The organism is Bradyrhizobium sp. PUT101 (assembly GCF_052043945.1).
In the GTDB taxonomy this organism is placed as follows: domain Bacteria; phylum Pseudomonadota; class Alphaproteobacteria; order Rhizobiales; family Xanthobacteraceae; genus Bradyrhizobium.
In genome coordinates, this window is sequence record NZ_CP197207.1 from 4,836,910 (window position 1) to 4,863,718 (window position 26,809).

A 26,809-nucleotide genomic window follows, 5' to 3' on the forward strand; every position below is an offset into this window, starting at 1 on the left:
GCCTGCTTCCGCTGCCTGCTCCCAATCGCATCTGAACATCACATCAGGAGGGCGTCATGCCTGAGGCATTCATCTACGACCACGTTCGCACCCCGCGCGGCCGCGGCAAGGCGGACGGCGCACTGCACGAGGTCACGGCGCTTGCGCTCGCCACCGTGCCGCTGAAGGCGCTGAAGGACCGCAACAACCTTCCCGAAGATTCCGTCGACGACGTCGTGTTCGGCGTGGTTGATCCCGTTGGTGAAGCTGGTTCCGACATCGCGCGCTTCGCAGCGCTCAAGGCCGGTCTCGGCGATGCCGTGCCCGGCGTGCAGATCAGCCGCTTTTGCGCCTCCGGCCTCGATGCCGTGAACTTCGCTGCGGCGCAGATCATGAGCGGTCAGCATGAGCTGGTGATCGGCGGCGGCGCCGAATCCATGAGCCGCATCGGCATCGGCGCTTCCGGCGGCGCGTGGCCGATGGATCCCTCGATTGCGGTGCCGGCCTATTTCATGCCGCAGGGTGTCTCGGCCGATCTGATCGCGACCAAATATGGCTTCTCGCGTGACGACGTCGACGCCTACGCCGTGCAGAGCCAGCAGCGCGCGGCCAAGGCCTGGGACGAGGGGCGCTTCGACAAGTCGGTGGTGCCGGTGAAGGACATCAACGGCCTCACCATCCTCGCCAAGGACGAGCATATGCGTCCCTCGACGACGATGCAGTCGCTGGCGCAGCTGCAGCCGTCGTTCACCATGATGGCGCAGATGGGCGGCTTCGACGGCGTCGCGGTGCAGTCGCATCCCGAGATCGAGCGCGTCAACTACGTGCACCACGCCGGCAACTCCTCGGGCATCGTCGACGGCGCCGGCGCCGTGCTGCTCGGCAGCAAGGAAGCGGGCAGCAAGTACGGCATGAAGCCGCGGGCAAAAATCCGCGCGTTTGCCAACATCGGCTCCGAGCCGGCGATGATGCTGACCGGTCCGGTCGACGTCACCGAAAAGCTGTTCGCGCGCTCGGGCATGAAAAAGTCGGACATCGACCTGTTCGAGCTCAACGAGGCCTTCGCCTCCGTCGTGCTGCGCTACATCCAGGCTTTCGACATCGACACCGCCAAGATCAACGTCAATGGCGGCGCCATCGCACTCGGCCATCCGCTCGGTGCTACCGGCGCGATGATCCTGGGCACCGTGCTCGACGAGCTCGAGCGCACCAACAAGTCGACCGCCCTGGTCACGCTGTGCATCGGCGGCGGCATGGGCACCGCGACCATCATCGAGCGCGTCTAAGGGTTGAGGAGCAACCAGCATGTCGTACAAGAATTTCAAGGTTGAGACCGATTCCGACGGTATCGCGCTCGTCACCTGGGACATCCCGGGCCGTTCGATGAACGTGCTCGACGAGACCTCCACCAACGAGCTCGAGGCGATCGTCAAGGCGACCACCGCCGATGCGGCGGTGAAGGGCGTCGTCATCACCTCCGCGAAGGAAGCGTTCTGCGCCGGCGCCGATCTCTCCATGCTTGAAGGCATGAACCAGGCCTACGCCAAGGTGTTCAAGGAGCAGGGCGAGACCGCGGCGAACCAGATGCTGTTCGACCAGAGCCGTCGCTTCTCGCTGGTGCTGCGTTCGATCGAAACCTCCGGCAAGCCTTGGGCGGCTGCGATCAACGGTCTTGCGCTCGGCGGCGGTTTCGAGATCACGCTGTGCTGCCACTATCGAGTCGCGGCCGAGAATCCCAAGACGCGGCTCGGCCTGCCCGAGGTCAAGGTCGGCCTGTTCCCCGGCGCCGGCGGCACGCAGCGCGTGCCGCGTCTGGTGCCGCCGCAGGACGCGATGACGATCCTGCTCAAGGGCGATCCCGTCACGGTCGAGAAGGCCAAGGCGCTGAACCTGATCCATGCCATCGTTCCCGCCGCTGACCTCATCAAGGCCGCCAAGGACTGGATCAAGGGCGGCGGCAAGGCCGTCGCGCCCTGGGACGAGAAGGGCTTCAAGCTTCCGGGCGGTCCGGTGTTCTCCAAGGCCGGCATGATGATGTTTCCGGCCGGCAACGCCATCTACCGCCGCGAGACCTACGACAACTATCCCGCCGCGCGCGCGATCATGAGCTGCGTCTATGAGGGCCTGCAGCTGCCGATCGACGCTGCGCTGCGTGTGGAGTCGCGCTACTTCACCTCGGTGCTGCGCTCGAAGGAAGCGGCCGCGATGATCCGCAGCCTGTTCCTGTCGATGCAGGAGCTCAACAAGGGCGCGCGCCGCCCGAAGGACGTGCCGCCGACCAGGGTGAAGAAGATCGCCGTGATCGGCGCGGGCTTCATGGGTGCGAGCGTCGGCTACGTCTCGGCCCGCGCCGGCCTCGACGTCGTCCTGATCGACCGCGACCAGGAGAGTGCCGACAAGGGCAAGGCACATGCGCAGAAGGTGATCGAGGAGCAGATCAAGAAGGGCCGCGCCAAGCCCACCGATGCCGAAGCGCTGCTCGCGCGCATCACGCCGACCGCGGACTATGCGGCGCTGAAGGACGTCGACCTCGTCATCGAGGCCGTGTTCGAGGACCGCAAGGTCAAGGCGGACACCTTTGCCAAGGCACAGGAATATCTGAAGCCGGACGTGATCTTCGCGTCGAACACCTCGACGCTGCCGATCACCTCGCTGGCGGAGAGCTTCAAGGACCAGGGCAAGTTCGTCGGCATCCATTTCTTCTCGCCGGTCGAGAAGATGATGCTGGTCGAAATCATCCTCGGCAAGAACACCGGCGATGTCGCGCTTGCGACCGCGCTCGACTACGTCCGCCAGATCGGCAAGACGCCGATCGTCGTCAACGACTCTCGCGGCTTCTTCGCCAATCGCTGCGTCGGCCGCTACGTCGCCGAAGGCAACGAGATGTTCCTGGAGGGCGTGCCGCCGGCGATGATCGAGAACTGCGCCAAGATGGCCGGCATGCCAGTCGGCCCGCTCTCGCTGTCCGACGAAGTCGCGCTCGACCTCGGCCTCAAGATCATGAAGGCGACGGAGGCCGATCTCGGCCCCAACGCCATCAATCCGGATCAGAAGAAGCTGATGGTCGAGATGGTCGAGAAGCAGGGGCGTCTCGGCCGCAAGAACAGCAAGGGCTTCTACGATTACCCTGAGAAGGGCAAAGGCCAGAAGAGCCTGTGGCCAGGCTTGTCAGCGCTGCAGCCGAAGCAGCTCGACCCCGATACGCTCGATATCGAGGAGCTGAAGCAGCGCTTCCTGGTGGTGCAGGCCGTGGAAGCCGCGCGGACGGTGGAGGACCACGTCATCACCGATCCGCGCGAAGCGGATGTCGGCTCGATCCTCGGCTTCGGCTTTGCGCCGTTCACCGGCGGCACGTTGTCCTATATCGACTTCATGGGTACGAAGGCGTTCGTCGAGCTCTGCCACAAGCTGGAGGCCAAGTACGGCTCGCGCTTCACCCCGCCGAAGCTGCTCGAGGAGATGGCTGCGAAGGGCGAGACCTTCTACGGACGCTTCGCGCCGAAGAAGGCGGCGGCCTAGGATTGCCGGTAGCCCGGGCTGCGCATCCGAGAACAGCAAGGCCGGATCATTGATCCGGCCTTTTTATTTTTCGTCTCCGAACGGCGAGAATGCGCGGCCCGATCATGTTCATGAGGCAACTGTCTCCTGGAGATGTTCCTTCGACGTCGTCGCCGATCACATGGTTCGCAATGTTGACGCGTTTCCGTGTCACGCTTCCCGTCGCAGCCACGCTCCGCCCTGGCACCGCTCTTGCTGATGATCCACCGGATGGCCCAGTAGCATTGAAGGTGTCCCGCAATGATCCCCACGGTGTCTCAAGACAGCGCAGCCGGCGTTACGGCAAGATACGCGCCCCCATTGCTGCTGGGTCGGTCGTGGCCGCGCCGCGGGTTCCTCCGTCGGCGCAGAAAAATTCCCTCGTGGGTCGGCCTGGTCCTACTCGTTCTCATTCTTGATGTCGCGATGGCCGTGCTTGCCTGGCTCGCCGTCGATGTCGTCCTGCATTGAGAGCTCCCCTCTGTGCAGGTAGAACGTCGCTGCCAAATAGGCGAGCTGGCCGGCGATCAGGCAGCCGACGACGATTGGAATGCCCGTCCAAAATCCAAAGCCCGAGGTCTGAAGGACCGCTGCGGTAAGGATCGCGGTGGCCGGCGAGACCAGCAACAGAGTCCAGACTCGGAAGATTAGTCCCGTCGCCAAGCCAGTGATTGCGCTCGCGAGCAGGAGAAGGAGTACAGCCGTCACAATAGCTTCCCAGTCCGGTGGTCTGCGTCGTGTTCCTCGCTGAAGCTGAGCCAAGTGGAGTGCTCTCACAAGGATTGTGACGGCTGCGGAGTGCACGACGCAGAGTTATCGTTAACCCTGACAATGCTCGTAAAATTGATGTCAGTGCATCTTAGATATTCGGATTTTGCGAATAATGCGGGCAAAGAGTTGGATCGATCCGAGTTCTTCGTCGCCTCGCCGGTCGTGCTCTGCGAACAACGGACCGAAGCTCTTGCGCTCCTCGGAGGTGAGGAAATTCAGCTCGTGGTGCTCGGAATTGTCGCGGGCCGGCGCCAGCGCCTCGGCTGAGGCCTGACGGCGATCATCTGGACAATCACCGGGCCTTCGGTCACGATCTCACCGCTGTCGAGGCCCAGCGCAGGGACCTGGCCCCAGGGTTCGGCTTTAGATAATCCCCAACCGTTTCGAGCCTCTTGGCGCCGATTCGACCTCGACCAGCTCACAGGGCAGGCCGGCTTGCAGGAGGGCGATGTGGGGACAGCGGGCAGGCACCGGTCGAATCGTACGGTTTCACGGAATTTCTCCGCCGGATGCTTGGTTCGGCCGAAAGGGCAACTACATGCACCTGCTTGAAATAGTCAATATTGATGCAGGTGCATCGAATGGAGTAAGAGACGGGCGACGAGCTTGAGCGGAACCATGAAACGCAGACCATCGACCGAGGCAACAGCCGCCTGGATCCGCCTGATGCGGGTGCAGAGCCGCGTGCTCGATTGCGTCGAGCAGGACTTGAAGAAGGCCGGCTTCCCACCGCTGGCCTGGTATGACGCGCTGCTCGAATTGTCGCGGGCGCCCTCGGGCGAGCTGCGGCCGGTCGAACTCGAGCGGCAAATGTTGATCCCTCAATATTCTACCTCGCGGCTGATCGACCGCCTGGTCGACGAGGGCCTCGCCTCGCGGCGTGAATGCAAGATCGATAAGCGCGGCCAGTTCGTCGAGATCACGGAAGCCGGCCGCGAGTTGCAGAAGCGGATGTGGGGCGCCTATTCGGCCGCGATCGAGAAATATGTCGGCTCGAAACTGTCCGATACCGATGCCGTCAAGCTCAGCAATCTGCTCGATCGCCTGGGCTGCTCGTGCGGCGAGATGAAACTGCCGCCCGCGGGCGTCAACGAAAGCATGCCGTCGCGATGATCGCGCGGCAAACCGCTCGTCCGTGCAACCGGTGGGTTCGCGGGCCATCCCTGTCACCCGCGCGCGTTCGGTCGAAGCGCCTTTTGATTAGAGTTTGATATGGCGCGAGACCAGATCGATATGACGCCGCTGCAATCGCGCGACGAGCTCGTCGCGTGGTTCGAGGCGGGCTGCAAGGACCCGTCCGAATTCCGCATGGGCACCGAGCACGAGAAGACGCCGTTCACGCTCGAAGGACACCGTCCGGTGCCGTACGAAGGTGCACGCGGCATCGGCGCGCTGCTCGAAGGCATGAAGCTCCTGCTCGGCTGGGAGCCGATCATGGAGAAGGGCAACATCATCGGCCTCTACGACGTCACCGGTGGCGGCGCGATCTCGCTCGAGCCCGGCGGACAGTTCGAGCTGTCCGGCGCGCCGGTCGAGAATGTGCACCAGACCCAGAGCGAGTTGATGGCGCATCTGGCACAGGTGCGCGAGATCGCAACGCCGCTCGGCATCGGCTTTCTCGGGCTCGGCATGACGCCGTCCTGGTCGCGCGCCGATATTCCGGTGATGCCCAAGGGCCGCTACAAGATCATGACCAATTACATGCCGAAGGTCGGTCAGTACGGCCTCGACATGATGTACCGGACCTGCACGGTGCAGACGAATCTCGACTTCTCCTCCGAAGCCGACATGGTCAAGAAGCTGCGCGTTTCGCTCGCGCTCCAGCCGGTCGCGACTGCGCTGTTCGCCAACTCGCCGTTCACCGAGGGCAAGCCGAACGGCTTCCTGTCGTTCCGGTCCGAGATCTGGCGCGACACCGACAACGCGCGCGCGGGCATGATGCCGTGGGCGTTCGAGGACGGCATGGGATTCGAGCGCTATGTCGATTACGCGCTCGACGTGCCCATGTATTTCGTCAAGCGCGGCGAGGAGTACATCGACGTGTCGGGCTCCTCGTTCCGCGCGTTCTTCGACGGCCGCAACAACAATCTTCCCGGCGAGCGTCCGACGCTGTCGGACTGGGCCAACCATCTCTCGACGATCTTCCCGGAAGTGCGGCTCAAGCGCTATCTCGAAATGCGCGGCTCCGACGGCGGTCCGTGGGGCCGTTTACCGGCGCTGCCGGCGTTCTGGGTCGGGCTGCTCTACGACGACGTTTCGCTCGACGCCGCCTGGGACATGGTGAAGCACTGGACCGCGCATGAGCGTCAGGCCCTGCGCGATGACGTGCCGCGCTTCGGCTTCAAGTCGCGGATCAAGGATCGCTATCTGTTCGAGATCGCCAAGGAGTGCCTCGTTCTGGCACATGCCGGCCTGCGCCGGCGCGGCCAGATCGACCAGCTTGGCCGCGACGAGACCCGGCACCTCGAGCCGCTCGATCGCATCATCGATTCCGGCCGGACGCCGGCGGAGGAGATGCTGGAGAAGTTCAACGGTCCCTGGAAGGGCTCGGTGGAACCGGTCTACGCCGAGTACGCGTTCTAGGAGCTTGTTTGCGCATGATCTTCTCGGAAACCGCGTCACACTTTTCCGGATCATGCTTTAGGCCAACGATCGGGACTTGAGCCGTTCATCGCCCATACAGGTTTGCGGCGATCAAATGGCCGGCTCGAAAAACCTGAGCGTCGTCAATAACTCGAAAGCTGTTCCGATGGGGAAGGGCCGCCTGTCCGGGGCCGTCATGGCCAGCGTCGCGGCATGTGTAGCGCTGCTTTCGCTTGCATTTGCGAGCGTGCCGGCGCCTGCCCAGACGGCGTTCGATCGGCCCGGCGGCGACTACTTCAGCACGCCGGTCACGTCGGGCGATCCCGAGGATTGCGCGCTGCTGTGCGAGCGTGATCGCCGCTGCCGCTCCTGGAGCTTCAGCTATCCCGACGTCGAAGGCGGCTCGGCGGTCTGCTGGCTGAAGAACACCGTGCCGCCGCGCGTGCCGGGAAGTTGCTGCATCTCCGGGGTGCGCGGCGCCGGCGTGATCGAGCCGCGCGTCGAGGGCGTCGAGACGTCGATCGACCGCCCTGGCGGCGATCTGCGCAATTTCGAGCTGAAGGACGGGGAAGGTGTGGAGGCCTGCAAGGCTGCCTGTACCGCCGACAACAAATGCCGCGCCTTCACCTATGCCCGTCCCGGTTATGTCGGGCGCGAAGCACGCTGTTTCCTGAAGAAGGAGATCAAGCCGCCGCGCCGCAAGGCGGGATTCACGTCGGGCGTGGTGCGGTGATGCTCGTACTCGTGCCTGGGCGAGCGCAGCACAAAGTGATGCGCTGCTGAACCGGGGGCCCATTGCGGCCCCGCAATCTTTGCACGATGGCTCCCGGCTCTGCGCCGCGTCGCGACGCCTTGTCCGGGACACGAGAGTCTTGCTCACTCCGCCGCCATCACCGTGAGCTCCGGCCACAGCGCCTTCCATCGCGCAGCCTTCGCCTCGTAATTGGCCGCGGAAAAATTCGGCGCCCTGTTCGGCCGCACGATCAACTTCGCGATGTCGTCGAACCCGTGCGGCGCATAGACTTGGAATTCCCCGCCGGGGCGCCGGATACCCAGCTGCGTATTCTTCGTCAGGAAGCGGTCGATGCCGTCCGTCGCGCGGGTCAACGGTGGATAGGGCAGGCCGTGTTTGCCGGGATACCACAAATGCACGCGCGCCTGGTTGCGGATCTCGATCCTGGCGCCGAGATGCGCGAGCCCCGCTTGCAGCCTGCGGATGACCAAATCTTCCGCTTCCCACGAGGTGTCGGGATCGAAATAGAACACGTCGTAATCGGCGATGCCATGATCGACCGGGCGGCCCGTGAGCACGTTCCACGCCGTCTGCGCCAGGCAGCCGGCGACCAGCCAGCCGTCAGACAGCGCGAGACGACGGAGTTCGTCGATGATCGCGGCGTTGATGTGATTCCGCAGAACAGAAGCGACAAATTCGTCGCGGGTCATCGCTGCTGCTCCCGCTCTCGCTGGCAGGAAAGATGCAGGTGTTCGTCGTCAATGCACGGCGGTGAAGAACCGGGTCAGCCTGAACCCGGACAGCCAGGTCCACACCGGCTGGCCGCGCATGCCGAGATCCCAGGAGCCGAGCACGGCATCGGCACGGCCGATCAGATTGTCGATCGGCAACAGGCCGACGCCGCCGGCGCGCAGCGGCACGCGGCTGTCGGCGGAATTGTCGCGATTGTCTCCGAGCACGAAGAGATGCCCGGCCGGCACCGTCACTTCGGGCGTGTTGTCGAGCGGACCGTTGTCGCGCATCTTGAAGATCAGATGCGAGACGCCGTTCGGCAGCGTCTCGACATAGCGATAGGCAGGCTCGCTGCCGCCACGGTCGTCCTCGGCGGCGCCGACGCCGTCGGGCTTCAGCTCGGCCGGACGGTCGTTGATGAAGAGCTGGCCCTGCCGCATCTGGATGCGATCGCCGGGCAGCCCCACGACGCGTTTGACCCAGGCCTGCGAGCGGTCGCCGGGCCAGCGGAACACGACGACGTCGCCGAGCTTTGGCGTCTCCGCGAACACCCGGCCGCTCTCGGGCAGGCTGATCTGAATCGGCAGCGACGAGGTGCCGTAGCCATAGGGGAATTTCGAGGCGAGCAGCGCATCGCCGATCAGCAGCGTCGGCTCCATCGAGCCCGACGGCACGTAGAACGGCTCGGCGAGCGCGCCCTTGGCGATGAAGACCGCGGCGACGATGCCGGCGAGCTGCACGAGTTGGCTACCCCAGCCGCTGCTTTTCCGCTTGGGGGTGACAGTCACTTTGTCTTCCACGCTCATGCGCCGGTTCCACCCACCGTGATGCGTTCCATCAGCAGCGACGGCTGGCCGACACCGACCGGCACGCCCTGACCGTTCTTGCCGCAGGTCCCGATGCCGGTATCGAGCGCAAGGTCGTTGCCGACCATGCGGATGCGATGCAGGTCGGTCGGCCCGTTGCCGATCAGCATGGCGCCCTTCAGCGGCGCTCCCAGCTTGCCATTCTCGATCTTGTAGGCCTCGGTGCACTGGAACACGTACTTGCCCGAGGTGATGTCGACCTGGCCGCCGCCGAAATTCGCTGCGAAGACGCCGTTCTTGACCGAGGCGAGGATCTCGGCCGGATCGCGGTCGCCCGCCAGCATGTAGGTGTTGGTCATGCGCGGCATCGGCACATGGGCATAGCCCTGGCGGCGGCCGTTGCCGGTCGGCTTCATGTTCATGAGGCGTGCGTTCTGGCGATCCTGCATGTAGCCGACGAGGATGCCGTCCTCGATCAGCACGGTGCGGTTGGTCGGCGTGCCCTCGTCGTCGATCGACAGCGAGCCGCGCCGCGAGGCAATGGTGCCATCGTCGACGACGGTGACGCCCTTGGCCGCGACCTGCTGGCCCATCAGTCCCGCAAACGCCGACGTCTTCTTGCGGTTGAAGTCGCCCTCCAGGCCATGGCCGACCGCTTCATGCAGCATCACGCCGGGCCAGCCGGCGCCCAGCACGACGTCCATCTCGCCGGCCGGTGCCGGAATTGATTCCAGATTGACCAGTGCCTCGCGCAGTGCGCCGTCGGCGGCCTCGCGCCAGGACCTGGTCTCGATGAATTCGGCGTAGCCGGCGCGGCCGCCATAGCCCTTGCTGCCGCTCTCCTGGCGGTCACCCTGGCCGGCGACGACGGAAATGTTCACGCGTACCAGCGGACGGATGTCGCGATAGCTTTCGCCATCGGGCCGCAGGATCTCGACGACCTGCCAGGTCGCGCCAAGGCTGACGCTGACCTGCCGCACCCGCGGATCCTTGTCGCGCAGGTAAGCGTCGATCTCGGCGAGCAGCTTGACCTTGGTCTCGAAGCCGGGCGCATCAAGCGGATTGTCATCGCCATAGAGCCGCACATTGGTGTGCGGGGGCGGTGCCGCGAAGCTGCCCGAATAGCCGCCGCGCACGGCTGCGACCGCGTCCGCCGCGCGAATCAGCGCCGGCAGCGACACGTCGGAGGAATGGGCGTAGCCGACCGCGTCGTCCTTGACGGCGCGCAGGCCGAACCCCTGCGAGGTGTCGTAGGTCGCCTGCTTCAGCCGCCCATTGTCGAACATCAGCGCTTCGGTCTGGCTGTACTCCAGAAACAATTCGCCGTCGTCGGCGCCCGAAAGCCCGCGCGCGACCTCGTTGCGAACCTGGTCGCGGTCGAGATTGGCACGGTCGAGCAGGGAGGTTGTTGCAGGGTTGGTCATGCGTCCGTCCATTATCGGGGGCTGTGAGGCAAGATAATGGTTTCGGACCGGTTCCGCGAGGGCGCCAAGCCTCACATTACGGAAACAATAGGATCGCTCACCGGCGCCCCATCCGCCGCTACGGCAGCTTGTCGTAGCCCTCGCCGAGCCCGTTCAGGCTAAGCGGGAAGCCAATGCCTTCTTCGGGGGTCTCGAAGATGATGAAGGTAGCGGTCTTGGCGCTGCGGAGCTGGCCGAGCAGCTTGTCGTCCATCACCACTTCCGCCACGCAGCCGTTGGGCAGGCATCTGACAAACCCGGCGCGGCCGACGTCCTGGTTGTCCAGCTTGAGGCCCAGGCCGGAGGGCAGGAGGACCCCGAGCGGGGCGACCACGCGCATCAAGCGGCTCTTCTGGTCGGCGGTCTTGAGCACGATCACGGTCAGGCCGGCATTGGAGCGGTCTTCCGCCACCACGCTCTGGATCAGGGCACATTGCTCGGTCTGGGCGCCGGGCGGGGTGTCGCAGCGGATCTGCCAGTCGCCATGGACGGAGCGGACCGCGCCCTGCGCATGGGCGAGGCCGGGGAGTACCAGGAGGACGATTGCAGCCAGGAGGGCGGCCAGCGCCGGAAGGCCGTTAGCCGGCTTTGCCATCGATCTCGAAAGCCCCATCGGGTCGGTCCCTCTGCTCGCCTGGGTCGCTCGCGCGTGGCGGACTAATCCGGCGGAGTGATACGGGAATGACGGCGTCTTGAAGGCGATTCCCAAGCAAATTCCGCGCCGCCTCGCGCCGCAGCCGTCCGCGCGAATCAGGCTCCTGCGCGGCCATCCGCCAGTGCCTACCGCGGGCAATTCCGCTGTCAAGCCGCGGCATCCCGGGAAACGGTATTTTTGTTTGATGTTTCTAGGAAATATCTTGCCGGTGATGGCTGACAGACCGAGCTCAAGACTGCATTGCGATAGATCAAGAATTATGGTTTGAGAGGCTTGATTTCGCGTTCTAGCGATCTGGCCCCAATTCCTCTTAGAGGTATTCTTGCGTGGCGGTTTGTCGGACTGGCGGGTCGAATAAGCGTTTCCCGGAAACAGGGGAATGCACTTGGGGTGATTTCGTAAGGGGAGCGCGAACGGCATGAGGATGTCGATGGGTCGGGTGGGCCGGCAATTGCTGGGATTGGCCACCATCGCCTTGGCGGCGGCTGGCATCACGCTGGCGACGGGTGGTGCGGCATTCGCCGAGCTTGGGCAACCGGCGGCGTGGGAGTGGACGCTCCAGCAGTCCGGTTCCCCGGTGATGGACAACATCATCTGGTTCCACAATTTCCTGTTCGTGCTGATCACCCTGATCACGCTGTTCGTCCTGGCGCTGCTCGTGATCGTGGTCATCAAGTTCAACGCGAAGGCCAATCCGGTGCCGTCGCGGACCACTCACAACACGCTGATCGAGGTGGCCTGGACGCTCGTTCCGGTGCTGATCCTGGTCGGCATCTCGGTGCCGTCCTTCCGGCTTCTGTTCCTGGAGCTCGACGTGCCGAAGGCGGATCTGACCATCAAGGCGACCGGCAAGCAGTGGTACTGGTCCTATGCCTATCCCGACAACGGCAAGTTCGAGTTCGATTCGCTGATGGCGCAGGACAAGCAGCCCCGCCTGCTCGGCGTCGACAACGAGATGGTGGTGCCGGTCAACAAGGTGATTCGCGTCCAGACCACCGGCGCCGACGTCATCCACGCCTTCGCGGTGCCGGCTTTCGGCATCAAGATCGACGCCATTCCGGGCCGCCTGAACGAGACCTGGTTCAAGGCCACCAAGACGGGCATGTACTACGGTCAGTGCTCGGAACTGTGCGGCAAGGATCACGCTTTCATGCCGATCGCCGTGCGCGTGGTGAGCGACCAGGAGTTCGCCTCCTGGGTCGAGACGGCGAAGAAGAAATATGCGAGCGGCGGCACCAGCACCTACGCCTCCGCGGCCGGCCCGACGCAGTAAGCGTCGGGTGACGGCTTGAGGGACTGAAAGCGATAAAAGGGCGGGACCTCCCAAGGTCCGAACGGGACGCAAGGCAGGATTTGAAAATGGCAACGAGCGCAGCGGCACACGGCGATCACGCCCAAGACCACGGACATGACGAGCACGCCCATCCGACCGGATGGCGCCGCTACGTCTACTCGACCAACCACAAGGACATCGGCACGATGTACCTGATCTTCGCGGTCATCGCCGGTGTCATCGGTGCCGTGATGTCGATCGCGATCCGTGCCGAGCTGATGTACCCGGGCGTGCAGGTCTTCCACGAGACGCACACCTACAATGTGTTCGTGACCTCCCACGGCCTGATCATGATCTTCTTCATGGTCATGCCCGCGATGATCGGCGGCTTCGGCAACTGGTTCGTGCCGCTGATGATCGGCGCGCCCGACATGGCGTTCCCGCGCATGAACAACATCTCGTTCTGGCTGCTGCCGGCGTCCTTCGCGCTGCTCCTGATGTCGACCTTCGTCGAGGGCGAGCCGGGCGCCAACGGCGTCGGCGCCGGCTGGACCATGTACGTGCCGCTGTCGAGCTCCGGCCATCCGGGCCCGGCCGTCGACTTCGCGATCCTGTCGCTGCATCTGGCGGGCGCCTCGTCGATCCTCGGTGCCATCAACTTCATCACCACCATCTTCAACATGCGCGCGCCCGGCATGACCCTGCACAAGATGCCGCTGTTCGTGTGGTCGATCCTGGTGACGGTGTTCCTGCTGCTGTTGTCGCTGCCGGTGCTCGCCGGTGCGATCACCATGCTGCTCACCGACCGCAATTTCGGCACGACGTTCTTCGCACCCGACGGCGGCGGCGACCCCGTGCTGTTCCAGCATCTGTTCTGGTTCTTCGGTCACCCCGAGGTGTACATCCTGATCCTGCCCGGCTTCGGCATGATCAGCCAGATCGTCTCGACCTTCTCGCGCAAGCCCGTGTTCGGCTATCTCGGCATGGCCTACGCCATGGTCGCGATCGGCGGCATCGGCTTCGTGGTGTGGGCGCATCACATGTACACGGTCGGCATGTCCTCGGCGACGCAGGCCTACTTCGTCGCGGCCACGATGGTCATCGCGGTTCCGACCGGCGTGAAGATCTTCTCCTGGGTGGCCACCATGTGGGGCGGCTCGATCGAATTCCGCGCCCCGATGATCTGGGCGGTGGGCTTCATCTTCCTGTTCACGATCGGCGGCGTCACCGGTGTCGTGCTGGCGAACGCGGGCGTCGATCGCGTGCTGCAGGACACCTATTACGTCGTCGCGCACTTCCACTACGTGCTGTCGCTCGGTGCGGTGTTCGCGATCTTCGCCGGCTGGTACTACTGGTTCCCGAAGATGTCGGGTTACATGTACAACGAGACTTTGGCCAAGGCGCACTTCTGGGTCACCTTCGTCGGCGTCAACATGGTGTTTTTCCCGCAGCACTTCCTCGGCCTGTCGGGCATGCCGCGCCGCTACGTCGATTATCCCGATGCCTTCGCCGGCTGGAACCTGGTCTCTTCGATCGGCTCCTACATCTCCGGCTTCGGCGTGCTGATCTTCCTCTACTGCGTGATCGACGCCTTCGCCCGCAAGGTGCCGGCCGGCAACAACCCCTGGGGTGCCGGCGCGACCACGCTGGAGTGGACGCTGTCCTCGCCGCCGCCCTTCCACCAGTTCGAAGTGCTGCCCCGCGTGCAGTAAGCAATCTTCCGCGGCGCCCGTGACGGGCGCCGCGGCGCTATAACGAAGTGAGTAGATCTAAGTGTCCGTCCTCGACCAGAACGCCATCGACATCAATCCCCGCATCTCCGAAGCGGAGGTTGGCGACTATCTCGCGCTGCTCAAGCCCCGGGTGATGTCGCTGGTCATCTTCACCGCGCTGGTCGGGATGGCGATGGCGCCCGGGCATTTCCACCCCGTGCTGGCGATCACCTCGCTGCTCTGCATCGCGGTCGGTGCCGGCGCCTCCGGGGCGCTCAACATGGCGCTCGAAGGCGATATCGACTCCAAGATGTCGCGCACGGCGAACCGGCCGCTCCCGCGCGGCCGCATCACCCGTCCCGAAGCCATGGCGTTCGGCATGACGCTCGCTTTCTTCTCGGTGATGACCCTCGGCATCCTCGTCAACTGGATCGCCGGCGCGCTGCTTGCCTTCACCATCTTCTTCTACGTCGTGATCTATACGATGGGCCTGAAGCGCTGGACCGCGCAGAACATCGTGATCGGCGGCGCCGCCGGCGCGCTGCCGCCGGTGGTGGCCTGGGCTGCGGTAACGGGCACGGTCGACGTCGAGCCGCTGCTGCTGTTCGCCATCATCTTCTTCTGGACCCCGCCGCATTTCTGGGCGCTGGCGCTGTTCCGCTCCGACGACTACGCGCGCGCCGGCGTTCCGATGCTGCCCAACGTCGCCGGGCCCGACGCGACCCGTCTCCAGATCCTGCTCTACACCATCGTGTTGATCGCGGTCGCCGCGGCGCCCTGGGCGCTCGGCTATTTCGATGCCGTCTACGGCATCGTCTCGCTGATCCTCGGCGCCGGTATGCTGGTGCTCGCGATCAACGTCTATATGCGCCGCGAACGCAGCCAGTCGCTGCGCGCGACTCGCAAGCTGTTTGCCTTCTCGATCCTGTATCTGTTCGCGCTGTTCGCGACCCTGCTGGCCGAGGTCGTGTACCGGGCGCTTGCTCCGATGGTTGGGGGCGCATGAGGCAGGAATGGCTGACAAACCTGAGCCAGATGGAATCGTCCTCACCGAGGCGCAGAAGAAGAGCCGTCGTCAGCGTTCGATCGCAATCGCGCTCGCGCTCGGCGTGCTCGTGCTGCTGTTCTTCGCCGTCACCATGGTCAAGGGACCGGCGGTGCTAGTGCGGCCGATGTAGGAAACATGGATCACGAGCCGACCATATCGCGGGATCAGAGCCGGACGGCCACCAAGGGCCGTCTCGATGGCCTTGGCCGCGACGCGCTGGTCGCCTCGATCTGCGGCGGCGTGGTCGCGCTGATGGTCGGTGCTTCCTACGCAGCGGTGCCGTTCTACAACTGGTTCTGCCGCGCCACCGGATTCAACGGCACGACGCAGGTCGCGACCTCTGCGCCGGCCAGCGGCCCGATCGCGCGGAAGATCTCGGTGCGCTTCGATTCCAACGTCGCGGCCGGCCTGCCCTGGAAGTTCGAGCCGGAGCAGAGCGAGATCGAGGTCAATATCGGCCAGGTCGTGACCGTCTTCTATACCGTGACCAATCAGGCCGCGCGCACCACTGCGGGCCAGGCCGCCTACAACGTCGCGCCGCTGACGGTCGGCTCCTATTTCCAGAAGATCAACTGCTTCTGCTTCACCGAGCAGACCATGGCGCCCGGCGAGAAGCGCGAGATGCCGGTCGTGTTCTACGTCGATCCGTCGATCGCCAGTGACCACGAGAATGACAGGTTGAGCACGATCACGCTGTCCTACACGTTCTATCCGGTGCGCGATCCGGTGGTGAAGCCGCTCGCCGCCAGCGGGGACGACAAACGCAAGGGAAATCTTTGACCGCCGGGCTCACGCTCAGGCGGTTGGAAACAAGGGGATAAGTGCCTGACAGGCACGGGATTGAGGAGAGAGACGGAATGGCTACGGCGCACACCAAGCATCACGACTATCACCTGGTCGATCCCTCTCCCTGGCCGGCCGTCGGCTCGCTCTCGGCCTTCATCATGGCGGTCGGCGCGATCGCCTGGATGCACCACATGTTCTCTGCCGCGCCGATCGTGTTCGGCGTCGGCACCGTGGGTGTGCTCTACACCATGGCGAGCTGGTGGGGCGACGTGATCAAGGAAGCTCAGTACAAGGGCGACCACACCCGTGTCGTGCAGCTGCATCACCGTTACGGCATGATCCTGTTCATCGCCTCCGAGGTGATGTTCTTCGTCGCCTGGTTCTGGGCCTATTTCAATGCCGCGCTGTTTCCGGCCGATGCCGTCCATGCCACCCGCGACGCGGTGTTCGGCTGCGGCCTCGGCACCCAGCCCGGCGCCTGCTCGGTCCCCGGCACCTGGCCGCCGAAGGGCATCGAGACTTTCGATCCCTGGCATCTGCCGCTCCTGAACACGCTGATTCTGCTCACCTCCGGCACCACCGTGACCTGGGCGCACCATGCGCTGCTCGAGAACGACCGCCAGGGCCTGAAATACGGCCTGATCCTCACCGTCGTGCTCGGTGCGGCGTTCACCTGCGTGCAGGCCTATGAGTACAGCCACGCGGCGTTCTCCTTCGCCGGCAATGTCTACGGCGCGACGTTCTTCATGGCGACCGGCTTCCACGGCTTCCACGTGTTGGTCGGCACCATCTTCCTGCTGGTCTGCCTGTTCCGCGCCTATGCCGGCCATTTCACGCCGAAGCAGCATCTCGGCTTCGAATTCGCCGCTTGGTACTGGCACTTCGTCGACGTGGTCTGGCTGTTCCTGTTCCTCTGCATTTACGTCTGGGGACGCGGCGCCGAGACCATGGCCCACGCCGCGCACTAAGTTGCATCGAACCGATCAGAAAGGGCGGCCGCAGGGCCGCCCTTTCGCTTGCCGGCCGCCGAAAGTTCGGCGGAAACTGTGATAGGGTCCGCCATCATGAACGACACCGCCGGCACATCCCAGTCCGAAACCACCGTCCTGCAAAGCGCGATGCGCGGGCTTGCCTGCAAATGCCCGCGCTGCGGCCAGGGCAAGCTTTATGCGGGCTTCCTGACGCTCGCGCCCGCGTGCGACCGTTGCGGCCTCGACTACGCCTTCATCGATAGCGGCGACGGTCCGGCGATCTTCATCATCATGCTCGCCGGCGCCATCGTGGTCGGCTGCGCGCTCGTCGTCGAGGTCAAGTACCAGCCGCCGTTCTGGCTGCATGCGGCGCTCTGGCTGCCGCTGATCCTCGCCACCACGCTGCTGCCGCTGCGTGCGATGAAATCGCTGCTGATTGCGCTGCAGTTCCATCACAAGGCGGCGCCGGGCCGGTTGATCGATCGCGAGAAATGAACGAGCCTGCGCGCAAGGCCCGCGTGGGCGGCTTCGCGCTGTTCACGCTGTTCCTGACGGCCGCGTTCGTCGCGCTCGGTGTCTGGCAGCTGCAGCGCCGGACCGCCAAGCACGAGCTGATAGCGGCGCTCACCGAGCGGCTTGCGGCGGCGCCCGTCGCACTGCCGCCGCCGGCGGTGTGGACCGCGCTGAATCCTGCTCGCGATGAATTCCGCCGCGTCAGCTTCACCGCCACCTACGCAGCCCTGCCCGATGCGATGGTCTATTCCTCCGGCTCCGCGGTGCGCAAGGACGCTTCCGGCCCGGGCACCTGGGCGTTCCTGCCGGCGCGACTACCCACGGGCGAGCAGGTCGTGATCGATGCGGGGTTCGTCGAGAACACGATGCAGGATCGCGGTGTCGAGGATCGCGCGGTGAAGAAGCTCGTCACGGGCCAGCCGGTGGCGCTCACCGGCTATCTGCGCTTTCCCGAGGCGCCAGGCTGGCTGACACCGGCGGAGAATCGCGACAAGCGGCTCTGGTTCGTGCGCGATCATCTGGAAATCGCAAGCGCGCTCGGCTGGGGCGCGGTTGCGCCCTTCTATGTCGATCTCGAACATCCCTCGCCTGCGAATGGCGTTCCGCGTCCGGGGCCGCTCGACGTGAATCTGAAGGACGATCACCTGCAATATGCCATGACCTGGTTCACGCTTGCAGGCGCCGTTCTGATCGCCTTCGCCGTGTGGGCAAGAGGCCGGCGGCAGAGCTGAGCCTATCCGGAACAATCTCGAAGGGAACCCGGTATCGCCCGGAGTTTATTATTCAGCGCATATTCACGAGTGTGGTCCTAAGCCGCTGGTACTTTCCGCGGCAGACAGGATTGCGGCGTGAGCGATTTCGACCAGATGGGAATTATCGTCGATTGGGTGGACGCCTGCCGGAAGGGCGACCTCACGGCGCTGCTCGATCTCTATGCCGACGACGCCCAGCTCGAATGCACGTGCAACGGCACGCAGCGATATCAGGGACGGGGCGAACTCGAAGCCTATTGGCAGCCGCGGCTCAGCGCCTTCTTGTCGGTAGGTTTCGGGCTGGAGGAAATCCATCCGGCGCCCCACGGCGTCGATCTCGAATATTCCGTCGCCGGCGCGCTGCGCATTCAGGCCTCGTTTCGCTTCAGCCCGGAAGGCAAGATCCGCAGCACGGTATGCGAGCCCGCACTCCAGAACGCGCATGATGGCTGCGTATGCTAGTCTCGCCTGATCATGGCGCGTCCCGCGTCGTGTCGACAGGAAGACGGCAGCGGACGTAAGTTCGCTCATCCACGCGCAACAGGGACAGCGATCCGCTGAGCGCGCGCACGCGCTCATGCATGCCGGTCAAGCCCCGGCCGAAGACGTTGCCCGCAGGAAAGCCGCCGCCGTCATCGGAGATCTCGATGGCGAGCGTCTCGCTGGCGACGGTCGCCCGTACATGAGCGCTGCTGGCGTTGGCATGGCGCAGCACGTTGGTCAGTGCCTCCTGGATCAGCCGATACACGGTTTGGGCCAACGGCCCGCCGATCATGTTCAGATCGGCGTCGATCGTGTCCGTCAGGATGATATGCGGTGCCTGATTGCGAAAGGTCCGGAGCAGCGTCTGCACGCTGGTCGATAGGCCCAGCTCCTCGATATAGAGCGGCCGCAGCCGATCGAGGATACGGCGATTGGTCTGCTGGAGCGCCTCGACCGATTGCAGCAGGTCCTGTACCGAACTGCCGAAATGTCCTACTGGCGGCGCAGCCTCGACCAGCGCGATCGTGCCGGCTCGGATGCTGAACAGCAGCGGTCCGAGTTCGTCGTGCAATTCGCGGGCGAGATCGCGCCGCTCGTCGTCCTGGAGCGACACCAGGCGGTGCAGCAGATCGCGATTGTCCTGGCTCAGTTGCGCCAGCGTTGCGGCCAGCGCATTCGCCTCTTCGCAGCCTTGCCGGATTTCCGGCGGACCCCCGACCGGAATCGGCCTGGCGTAATCGCCCCGTCTTATTCGCGTGAGACCTTGGCCGAGATCTCGCAGGGGTCGCAAGACCGATCCCGCCAAGACATAGGCGATCGTGCCGGTAAGAACCATCAGCACGGCGACCAGGCTGGTGAGCGCGAGAAAGCCGATCCATTTCTCGAACAGATCAGCCGACATATCCTGCAGGAATACGATATCGCCGATGCGTCTGCCGTCGATCGTCACCGGGGATGCCGCATCCATGTCGGGGATGGCGAGAAGGTCGATGAACCATTGCGGCACGCCATGCGGCTTGTGCAGGCCGTCCTTCGGCGACGGCGCGGGACCTGCATCCAGCGCGCGGAATTGGATATCGGAGGAGGTGTCCAAAGAATGGACAAAGGCCTCGAGCGTCTGCCGTGGATTGTCCGATGTGCGCAGGGTGTGGTTGAGCGCGGCGGCGATGGCCTCTGTCGAACGCCGTCTCGGCTCGTTCTCCGCCGCCAATTGGCCCGTTGCGAATATCTGGAGCAGCGCGCCCGCCAGGATCAGCGCTGCCAGAAAGCTGGCGCCGAGCGGAAGAAACAGTTGCGTCCTGAACGAAAGTCGTTGCCACATTAGGCCAATTCTAACGCGCATCGGCGGGATTTACTCTTTCCATTTGTTCCCGCCGGTCTATGAGTCGGAAAACAAGAGAGTGCGCGATGCAAGATACCGCCAAGCTGGCGACCAGGGTCCTGATCGTCGACGACCATCCCGTGGTGTTGTCCGGTTGCCGCACCCTGTTCGCATCCGACCATTCAATTCGCATTGACGAGGCGAGCGACGCCAAATCCGGGCATCGCGCCTATGTCAGCAAGCGGCCCGACGTCACCGTGATCGACATCAGCCTGCCCGATGTCTCCGGCTTCGAGCTGATGCGACGCATCCGCAAGGACGATCCCGACGCCAAGATCATCATGTTCAGCATGAACGACGATCCGGCCTTTGTGGTGCGGGCAGTCGAGCTTGGAGCGCAGGGCTATGTCTCCAAGGGCGACGATCCCCGGATGCTGCTCAAAGCGGTGCGCAAGGTGGTCGCGGGCGACAATTTCATCTCGCCGCAGCTTGCGGAAGCCGTGACGTTCTCCGGTGCGGCGATCAAAGCCAATCCGGCCTCGCAAATGACGCCGCGGGAACTCGAAATCCTCCGCCTGCTTGGACGCGGCGACAAGATCGTCGAGGTCGCCGAGGCGCTCGGTATCTCTTACAAAACCGTGGCCAACACCACATCCCTGCTCAAGCAGAAGCTGGGCGCCAAGAACCACTCCGACCTGATCCGGATCGCAGTGGAAATCGGGATGAACTGACCTTCTGCCAGAGACCGAACCGGCTGCTCCAGGATGCAGCGGTTCGGTCGACGGATCGACGCCGCCGTTGGCCGGGCAATGCATGGACAACGGGCTGACACCCATCCGCGGACACAATGGGCCGAGGCTGTATTCGTTCCTGCAGCGGACAATCTTTCGGGAAAAAGTCGCATTTGGAATAGACCCCCGGCTGTACGGTTTCAGTCGGCGCTCGAAGCGTGGCGGGAAAAATAGGAACATTCTTCGGCCGGCACGGTTTTGGCCCTTGACGATTTCGTGACAGGCGACGAAAGCTTGCCAGAACAGTTTTGACGGGCGGCGACCCCGACGAAGCAAACCGGTCTGCACACAACGACAGACCTTCCAAGAGAAGGGCTGCGGCAATGCCGCAGCCCTTTTTCAATGGACGGGGGGAGCGCCGGAAGCGGTTTCCCGATGCCGCAAAACACTTTATGGTAGCCCAAGGCCTCTGGCTGTTATCAAGTAATTTCGTAAAATCAAAGGCTTAAGGACCTGGCCTCGGTTCGGTCCGGCCTTTGGAGGGCAGTTTGACTCGTTATATCTCGACCCGGGGCGAGGCCCCCGAACTCGGCTTCTGTGACGTGATGCTGACCGGGCTTGCCCGCGACGGTGGCCTGTATGTGCCGGCGACGTGGCCGGAACTCCCGACCGAGACGATCGCCGGCTTCTTCGGCCGCCCCTATTGGGAGGTTGCGGTCGATGTGATTCGTCCCTTCGCCGGCGGCGAGATCACGGATGCCGAGCTTGGTCGTATGGCGAACGAGGCCTATGCCACCTTCCGCCATCCCGCGGTGGTGCCGCTGCGCCAGATGTCGCCGCACCAGTTCGTGCTGGAGCTGTTCCACGGTCCGACGCTCGCCTTCAAGGACGTGGCGATGCAGCTGATCTCGCGGCTGATGGACCACGTGCTTGCCAAGCGCGGCCAGCGCACCACCATCGTGGTCGCCACCTCCGGCGACACCGGCGGCGCCGCGGTCGAAGCCTTTGCGGGACTCGAGAATGTCGATCTCATCGTGCTGTTTCCGCACGGTCGCATCTCCGAGGTGCAGCGGCGAATGATGACTTCGACAGGCGCGGCCAACGTCCATGCGCTCGCCATCGAGGGTACCTTCGACGATTGCCAGGCGATCGTGAAGGGGATGTTCAACAATCATCGATTCCGCGATGCGACCTCGCTGTCCGGCGTCAATTCCATCAATTGGGCGCGCATCGTCGCCCAGGTGGTCTACTATTTCACCTCCGCCGTTGCCGTCGGTGCGCCGGCGCGCGCGGTCGATTTCGTCGTGCCGACAGGCAATTTCGGCGACATCTTCGCCGGCTACGTCGCCAAGCGCATGGGGCTGCCGGTGCGCACCCTGCGCATCGCCGCCAACGTCAACGACATCCTGGCGCGGACGCTGAAGACCGGAATTTACGAGGTGCGCGAGGTGCACGCGACGGCGTCGCCGTCGATGGACATCCAGATCTCGTCGAATTTCGAGCGGTTGCTGTTCGAGGCGAGCCGGCGCGATGCAGCAGGCGTGCGCCGTCTGATGGAGTCGCTGAAGCAGTCCGGACGTTTCGTGCTGCCCGATGCAACGCTCGCCGCAATCCGCGAGGAGTTCGATGCAGGGCGCGCCGACGAGACCGAGACTGCGGCTGCGATCCGCGCCGCCTGGCGCGAAGCAGGCGAACTGGTCGATCCCCATACGGCAGTGGCGCTCGCTGTCGCGGACCGCGACACCACCGACACGAGGGTGCCGAGCATCGTGCTCTCCACCGCCCATCCGGCCAAATTCCCCGATGCCGTCGAGGCGGCCTGCGGCCAGCGGCCGCAACTGCCGGTCTGGCTCGACGGCTTGATGACCAAATCCGAACACATGAGGGTGATGAAGAACGATCAGGCCGAGGTCGAGCGGTTCGTGCTGTCGTTCAGCCGCGCCGCAAAGCAAGGAGTTGCCGGATGAGCGTCGAGATGACCAAACTTGCCTCCGGCCTGACCGTCGTCACCGACGAGATGCCCCATCTTGAGACTGCGGCGCTCGGCGTCTGGGCCGGCGTCGGCGGACGCGACGAGAAGCCGAACGAGCACGGCATCTCGCACCTGCTCGAGCACATGGCGTTCAAGGGCACGACCAAGCGTTCCTCGCGCGAGATCGTCGAGGAGATCGAGGCGGTCGGCGGCGACCTCAATGCCGGTACTTCGACCGAGACCACGTCCTACTACGCGCGGGTGCTCAAGGCCGACGTGCCGCTCGCGCTCGATGTGCTCGCCGACATCCTCGCCAATCCCGCCTTCGAGCCCGACGAGCTGGAGCGCGAGAAGAACGTCATCGTGCAGGAGATCGGTGCCGCGCAGGATACGCCCGACGACGTCGTGTTCGAGCATCTGAACGAGCTCTGCTATCCCGACCAGCCGATGGGTCGTTCCCTGCTCGGCACGGCCAAGACGCTGCGCACCTTCAACCGCGACATGCTGCGCGGCTACCTCTCGACGCACTATCGCGGGCCCGACATGGTGGTGGCGGCGGCCGGCGCGGTCGATCACAGCCAGGTGGTCGCCGAGGTCGAGAGGCGCTTTGCCAGTTTCGAGGGGACGCCGGGGCCGAAGCCGCAAACCGCTCAATTCGGCAAGGGCGGTAACAAGGTGGTGCATCGCGAGCTCGAGCAGGCGCATCTGACGCTGGCGCTGGAAGGCGTGCCGCAGAGCGACCCGTCGCTGTTCTCGCTCCAGGTCTTCACCAACATCCTCGGCGGCGGAATGTCGTCGCGACTGTTCCAGGAGGTGCGCGAGAAGCGCGGTCTCTGCTATTCCATCTACACCTTCCACGCGCCTTATACCGACACCGGCTTCTTCGGCCTCTACACCGGCACCGACCCGGCCGACGCGCCGGAGATGATGGAGGTCGTGGTCGACATCATGAATGATTCGGTGGAGACGCTGACCGAGGCCGAGATCGCCCGGGCCAAGGCGCAGATGAAGGCGGGTCTCCTGATGGCACTGGAGAGCTGCTCCTCCCGCGCCGAGCAGCTGGCCCGGCATGTGCTCGCCTACGGGCGGCCGCAGACGGCGCAGGAACTGGTGGCCCGGATCGATGCCGTCAGCGTCGAATCGACAAGGGACGCGGCGCGTGCGCTGCTGTTGCGGAGCCGGCCCGCTGTTGTCGCGTTGGGCAGCGGCAGGGGTCTGGACACGGCGGTATCTTTCGCGGAAGGATTGACCCGGGCGCGCGCCAAGGCGCGGCTGCACTAGGAGCCGCGTCCCAAGGGCGCCCCGCCCCGGAAAGCATCACCATGGCCCTCTTTCGCCTGCCATCCAGTGGACCCGCCACCCTCGCGCCGCGCGGCAACGGGCTTTTGCTGCGCGCGCCGCAAATGTCGGACTTCCTGCAATGGGCTCATTTGCGGGAAACCAGCCGCGACTATCTCACGCCCTGGGAGCCGATCTGGCCCTCGGACGATCTCACCCGGTCCGGCTTCCGGCGCCGCCTGCGCCGCTATTCCGAAGACATTGCCGCGGACCGATCCTATCCCTTTCTGATCTTCCGTGAACTCGACGGCGCCCTGGTCGGCGGCATCACGCTGGCCAATGTCCGGCGCGGCATCGTGCAGGCCGGCACCATCGGCTATTGGGTCGGCCAGCCTCATGCCCATCGCGGCTACATGACGGCCGCGCTGCGGGTGCTGCTGCCGACGCTGTTCGGCGAGCTCAATCTGCACCGAGTCGAGGCGGCCTGCATCCCCACCAATGCGCCGTCGATCCGGGTGCTGGAGAAGTGCGGCTTCTCGCGCGAGGGCCTGGCGCGCCGATATCTCTGCATCAACGGGGTCTGGCAGGATCACCTGCTGTTCGGCCTGCTGCACGAGGATTTCCGCGGCTGAGCTGCCATCCGGTGCGGCCAAGATCTTTGATGGTCCCGCCTTGTTTGCTGCACTATTCGCCTGCCTTGTTTGTTCGCCTTGGGTTCGCCGATTTTGGCGATATAACGGCGCGGGCCGGCCGGTGGTTGGGTCGGGATATTGTGATGGAGTATGGGTGTCGATGGTGAAGGAGTTTCGGTCATCGCGGAAAGCGTTGCGGCGGGGGACTGCGGTCGCGTTGGCGCTCTCGATTGCGCTCGCGTGCGTCTCGCCGGTGGCGGCCCAATCCTTGAGCGACCGCTTCAAGAGCCTGTTCGGTGGCAAGCCGGACGAGCCGGCGCAGCCCAATCCGGCGCCCGCGCCCGGCCAGCCACCAGCCGATGACGACCTCGATTGCCCGCAGGTCACCGTGCGCGCCGGTGCCTCCACCTATGCGGTCGGTGCGAGCGGCAAGCAGGCTGTCGGTAACGACATCCGCTTCCAGGCCACAATCACCAAGATGGCGCGCGAATGCGCCCGAAACGGCGGCGACATCACCGCCCGGATCGGAATCCAGGGCCGCGTCATCGCCGGTCCCGCCGGTGCGCCTGCTACGGTCGACGTCCCATTACGCGTCGCGGTGGTGCAGGGCGGCATCGGTGAGAAGGTGATCGCCTCGAAGGCCTACCGGACCACGGTCGAGATGACGGAAGGCGGCAGCGTGCCCTTTACCTTTGTCGCCGAGGATCTGAGCTATCCAGTGCCCTCGGCCAAGGATGCCGATTCCTACATCTTCTATGTCGGCTTCGACCCGCAGGCGCTCGCGCCCGAGCCGAAGGGGCGGAAGAAGAAGTAAGGTAAGACTCGTGCCGCGGACGCGGCGCTTCTTCAGTGCTGCAGAGCCGGGGGCCAAGCCGCGGCACAGCTGGTCCCGGCTCAGCGTCCCGTCATTGCATGCCGCGCCGCGTCCGGGACACGAGGGTCTTTCAGACGACAAAAAAAGCCGACGCTCATCGCGCCGGCTTTTGCTGTCTGGTGAAGGCGACGCTCTCAGTTCAGCTTCTGCCGAACCTCGTTGATGCCCTTGGCGAGCAGGTCGTCGGCGACCTGGCCTTTGACCGACCGCGACAGGATCGTGGAAGCGGCCTGGACGGCGGCTTCCGCGGCTGCGGCGCGGACGTCAGCCAGCGCCTGGGCCTCGGCGAGCGCGATCTTGCTCTCCGCGGTCTTGGTCCGGCGGGCCACGAAGTCTTCCATCTTCGCCTTGGCCTCGGTCGCGATGCGCTCGGCTTCGGCCTTGCCGTTGGCGATGATGTCGGCAGCCTCGCGTTCGGCCGTGGCACTGCGCGCCTTGTAGTCGGCGAGCACCTTGGCCGCCTCCTGCCTGAGACGCGCGGCGTCGTCGAGCTCGGCCTTGATGCGTTCGGCGCGATGATCCAGCGCCGTCATCGCCATCTTGAAGACCCCGAGATAGCCGAACACGACCATCAGGATCACGAAGGCGACGGCGACCCAAAATTCAGGTTCGAAGAACATCTCGACTAACCCTTCAAGGACGCATCGACCGCGGCATTGACCGACGCGGCGTCCGGAACGACGCCGGTGAGCTGCTGCACGATCTGACCTGCCGCATCGGCCGCGATGCCGCGGACGTTGCTCATGGCGGCTGCGCGGGTCGAGGCGATGGTCTTCTCCGCCCCGGCGAGCTTGGCCGCCAATTGTTCTTCCAGTGCCTTGCGCTCGACTTCCGCCTGCGCATTCGCCTTGTCGCGGGATTCGTTGCCGATCGCCTGTGCCCGCGTGCGCGCCGCAGCGAGCTCGCTTTCATAGGCCTTCAGCGCCGCGTCGGACTGGTCCTTCAGCTTCTGCGCTTCGGCGAGGTCGCCCTCGATCTTGTTCTGACGCGCCTCGATCGCACCGCCGATGCGCGGCAGGGCGAGCTTGGACACGATCACGTAAAGCAGGACGAAGAAGATCGCGAGCGACACCAGCTGTGAAGCAAAGCTGCTGCTCTCGAACGGCGGAAAACCGCCACCGTGGTGACCACCGTCAGCCTCGGTGTGAGCTCCCGCCGCCGGACCTTTCGCGCCGCCATGACTCTCAGCCATGGAGTTCTCCTG

General features: G+C 64.6%; 27 protein-coding genes and 1 pseudogene. 19 read left to right on the forward strand and 9 right to left on the reverse strand.

Annotation, left to right across the window (positions count from 1 at the left end; genetic code table 11):
* Window positions 1–56: 56 nt before the first annotated feature.
* Window positions 57–1,265, forward strand: a complete 1,209-nt coding sequence (locus tag ACSHT2_RS23280) for an acetyl-CoA C-acetyltransferase (RefSeq protein WP_440636773.1) — start codon at window positions 57–59, stop codon at window positions 1,263–1,265.
* A 19-nt stretch (window positions 1,266–1,284) separates the two neighbouring features.
* On the forward strand, window positions 1,285–3,498 hold the full coding sequence (locus tag ACSHT2_RS23285) for an FAD-dependent oxidoreductase (protein ID WP_440636775.1): 2,214 nt from the start codon (window positions 1,285–1,287) through the stop codon (window positions 3,496–3,498).
* 417 nt (window positions 3,499–3,915) lie between these two features.
* On the opposite strand, the gene ACSHT2_RS23290 is transcribed toward ACSHT2_RS23285, so the two are convergent.
* Window positions 3,916–4,224 carry a hypothetical protein gene (locus ACSHT2_RS23290; RefSeq protein ID WP_440636777.1) on the reverse strand — a complete coding sequence of 103 codons (309 nt, stop codon included), beginning with the start codon at window positions 4,222–4,224 and terminating at the stop codon, window positions 3,916–3,918.
* Between the two features lie 231 nt (window positions 4,225–4,455).
* A pseudogene (locus ACSHT2_RS23295) lies at window positions 4,456–4,780 on the reverse strand (glutathione S-transferase N-terminal domain-containing protein); the annotation flags it as partial.
* A 125-nt stretch (window positions 4,781–4,905) separates the two neighbouring features.
* Between ACSHT2_RS23295 and ACSHT2_RS23300 the strand changes: the two are divergent.
* The 3 genes from ACSHT2_RS23300 to ACSHT2_RS23310 all read left to right on the forward strand — a co-directional run bounded on the left by ACSHT2_RS23300 (window position 4,906) and on the right by ACSHT2_RS23310 (window position 7,603).
* Window positions 4,906–5,400 carry a MarR family winged helix-turn-helix transcriptional regulator gene (locus ACSHT2_RS23300; RefSeq protein ID WP_440636779.1) on the forward strand — a complete coding sequence of 165 codons (495 nt, stop codon included), beginning with the start codon at window positions 4,906–4,908 and terminating at the stop codon, window positions 5,398–5,400.
* Window positions 5,401–5,499: 99 nt separating this feature from the next.
* Entirely contained in the window at window positions 5,500–6,870 is a 1,371-nt protein-coding gene (locus ACSHT2_RS23305) for a glutamate--cysteine ligase (protein ID WP_440636781.1), read from the forward strand.
* A 166-nt stretch (window positions 6,871–7,036) separates the two neighbouring features.
* Complete coding sequence (locus tag ACSHT2_RS23310; protein WP_440642909.1) at window positions 7,037–7,603, forward strand: PAN domain-containing protein; 567 nt, start codon at window positions 7,037–7,039, stop codon at window positions 7,601–7,603.
* Between the two features lie 143 nt (window positions 7,604–7,746).
* Here ACSHT2_RS23310 and ACSHT2_RS23315 read toward each other — a convergent pair whose 3' ends face one another.
* The 4 genes from ACSHT2_RS23315 to ACSHT2_RS23330 form a co-directional block, all read right to left on the reverse strand.
* Window positions 7,747–8,313: a nucleotidyltransferase family protein gene (locus ACSHT2_RS23315; protein ID WP_440636783.1), complete on the reverse strand. Its 567-nt coding sequence runs from the start codon at window positions 8,311–8,313 to the stop codon at window positions 7,747–7,749.
* Window positions 8,314–8,361: 48 nt separating this feature from the next.
* Entirely contained in the window at window positions 8,362–9,141 is a 780-nt protein-coding gene (lepB, locus tag ACSHT2_RS23320) for a signal peptidase I (RefSeq protein ID WP_440636785.1), read from the reverse strand.
* The gene (tldD, locus tag ACSHT2_RS23325) at window positions 9,138–10,565 is read right to left on the reverse strand and encodes a metalloprotease TldD (RefSeq protein ID WP_440636787.1); all 1,428 of its coding nucleotides are present in this window, start codon (window positions 10,563–10,565) and stop codon (window positions 9,138–9,140) included. The genes lepB and tldD overlap by 4 nt, the downstream gene beginning before the upstream one ends.
* Window positions 10,566–10,683: 118 nt before the next feature.
* Complete coding sequence (locus ACSHT2_RS23330) at window positions 10,684–11,217, reverse strand: invasion associated locus B family protein (RefSeq protein WP_319337796.1); 534 nt, start codon at window positions 11,215–11,217, stop codon at window positions 10,684–10,686.
* A 460-nt stretch (window positions 11,218–11,677) separates the two neighbouring features.
* Between ACSHT2_RS23330 and coxB the strand changes: the two genes are divergently transcribed.
* From coxB to ACSHT2_RS23375, 9 genes are all read left to right on the forward strand, one after another.
* Window positions 11,678–12,532, forward strand: coding sequence for a cytochrome c oxidase subunit II (gene coxB, locus ACSHT2_RS23335; protein WP_440636789.1), 855 nt, complete (start codon window positions 11,678–11,680; stop codon window positions 12,530–12,532).
* A gap of 86 nt (window positions 12,533–12,618) precedes the next feature.
* Window positions 12,619–14,244 (forward strand): cytochrome c oxidase subunit I, encoded by a 1,626-nt coding sequence (gene ctaD, locus ACSHT2_RS23340; protein WP_440636791.1) that lies wholly within the window; start codon window positions 12,619–12,621, stop codon window positions 14,242–14,244.
* Between the two features lie 61 nt (window positions 14,245–14,305).
* Window positions 14,306–15,250 carry a heme o synthase gene (locus tag ACSHT2_RS23345; protein WP_440636793.1) on the forward strand — a complete coding sequence of 315 codons (945 nt, stop codon included), beginning with the start codon at window positions 14,306–14,308 and terminating at the stop codon, window positions 15,248–15,250.
* Between the two features lie 7 nt (window positions 15,251–15,257).
* Complete coding sequence (locus ACSHT2_RS23350) at window positions 15,258–15,422, forward strand: CoxF protein (protein ID WP_212457868.1); 165 nt, start codon at window positions 15,258–15,260, stop codon at window positions 15,420–15,422.
* Between the two features lie 5 nt (window positions 15,423–15,427).
* Window positions 15,428–16,072 carry a cytochrome c oxidase assembly protein gene (locus tag ACSHT2_RS23355; RefSeq protein ID WP_440636795.1) on the forward strand — a complete coding sequence of 215 codons (645 nt, stop codon included), beginning with the start codon at window positions 15,428–15,430 and terminating at the stop codon, window positions 16,070–16,072.
* 77 nt (window positions 16,073–16,149) lie between these two features.
* Window positions 16,150–17,046: a cytochrome c oxidase subunit 3 gene (locus ACSHT2_RS23360; RefSeq protein WP_319337807.1), complete on the forward strand. Its 897-nt coding sequence runs from the start codon at window positions 16,150–16,152 to the stop codon at window positions 17,044–17,046.
* A 96-nt stretch (window positions 17,047–17,142) separates the two neighbouring features.
* Window positions 17,143–17,544, forward strand: coding sequence for a DUF983 domain-containing protein (locus tag ACSHT2_RS23365; protein WP_440636797.1), 402 nt, complete (start codon window positions 17,143–17,145; stop codon window positions 17,542–17,544).
* A complete protein-coding gene (locus ACSHT2_RS23370; protein WP_440636799.1) occupies window positions 17,541–18,293 on the forward strand; it encodes an SURF1 family protein in 753 nt (250 codons plus the stop codon). Before ACSHT2_RS23365 ends, ACSHT2_RS23370 begins: the two co-directional genes overlap by 4 nt.
* Window positions 18,294–18,410: 117 nt before the next feature.
* The gene (locus tag ACSHT2_RS23375; protein ID WP_440636801.1) at window positions 18,411–18,776 is read left to right on the forward strand and encodes a YybH family protein; all 366 of its coding nucleotides are present in this window, start codon (window positions 18,411–18,413) and stop codon (window positions 18,774–18,776) included.
* Window positions 18,777–18,786: 10 nt separating this feature from the next.
* On the opposite strand, the gene ACSHT2_RS23380 is transcribed toward ACSHT2_RS23375, so the two are convergent.
* Window positions 18,787–20,118: a histidine kinase gene (locus ACSHT2_RS23380; RefSeq protein ID WP_440636803.1), complete on the reverse strand. Its 1,332-nt coding sequence runs from the start codon at window positions 20,116–20,118 to the stop codon at window positions 18,787–18,789.
* An 86-nt stretch (window positions 20,119–20,204) separates the two neighbouring features.
* On the opposite strand from ACSHT2_RS23380, the gene ACSHT2_RS23385 reads away from it, so the two are divergent.
* The 5 genes from ACSHT2_RS23385 to ACSHT2_RS23405 all read left to right on the forward strand — a co-directional run bounded on the left by ACSHT2_RS23385 (window position 20,205) and on the right by ACSHT2_RS23405 (window position 25,545).
* The gene (locus ACSHT2_RS23385; RefSeq protein WP_124161277.1) at window positions 20,205–20,849 is read left to right on the forward strand and encodes a response regulator transcription factor; all 645 of its coding nucleotides are present in this window, start codon (window positions 20,205–20,207) and stop codon (window positions 20,847–20,849) included.
* Between the two features lie 548 nt (window positions 20,850–21,397).
* Window positions 21,398–22,816, forward strand: coding sequence for a threonine synthase (thrC, locus tag ACSHT2_RS23390; RefSeq protein WP_440636806.1), 1,419 nt, complete (start codon window positions 21,398–21,400; stop codon window positions 22,814–22,816).
* Window positions 22,813–24,102, forward strand: coding sequence for a M16 family metallopeptidase (locus ACSHT2_RS23395; protein ID WP_440636808.1), 1,290 nt, complete (start codon window positions 22,813–22,815; stop codon window positions 24,100–24,102). Before thrC ends, ACSHT2_RS23395 begins: the two co-directional genes overlap by 4 nt.
* A gap of 41 nt (window positions 24,103–24,143) precedes the next feature.
* Window positions 24,144–24,731 carry a GNAT family N-acetyltransferase gene (locus tag ACSHT2_RS23400; protein ID WP_028178162.1) on the forward strand — a complete coding sequence of 196 codons (588 nt, stop codon included), beginning with the start codon at window positions 24,144–24,146 and terminating at the stop codon, window positions 24,729–24,731.
* A 160-nt stretch (window positions 24,732–24,891) separates the two neighbouring features.
* The gene (locus ACSHT2_RS23405) at window positions 24,892–25,545 is read left to right on the forward strand and encodes a hypothetical protein (RefSeq protein ID WP_440642910.1); all 654 of its coding nucleotides are present in this window, start codon (window positions 24,892–24,894) and stop codon (window positions 25,543–25,545) included.
* Window positions 25,546–25,739: 194 nt separating this feature from the next.
* On the opposite strand, the gene ACSHT2_RS23410 is transcribed toward ACSHT2_RS23405, so the two are convergent.
* Window positions 25,740–26,225, reverse strand: a complete 486-nt coding sequence (locus ACSHT2_RS23410) for a F0F1 ATP synthase subunit B family protein (protein ID WP_440636810.1) — start codon at window positions 26,223–26,225, stop codon at window positions 25,740–25,742.
* Window positions 26,226–26,230: 5 nt separating this feature from the next.
* Window positions 26,231–26,797, reverse strand: a complete 567-nt coding sequence (locus ACSHT2_RS23415; protein WP_440636812.1) for a F0F1 ATP synthase subunit B — start codon at window positions 26,795–26,797, stop codon at window positions 26,231–26,233.
* Window positions 26,798–26,809: the final 12 nt, after the last annotated feature.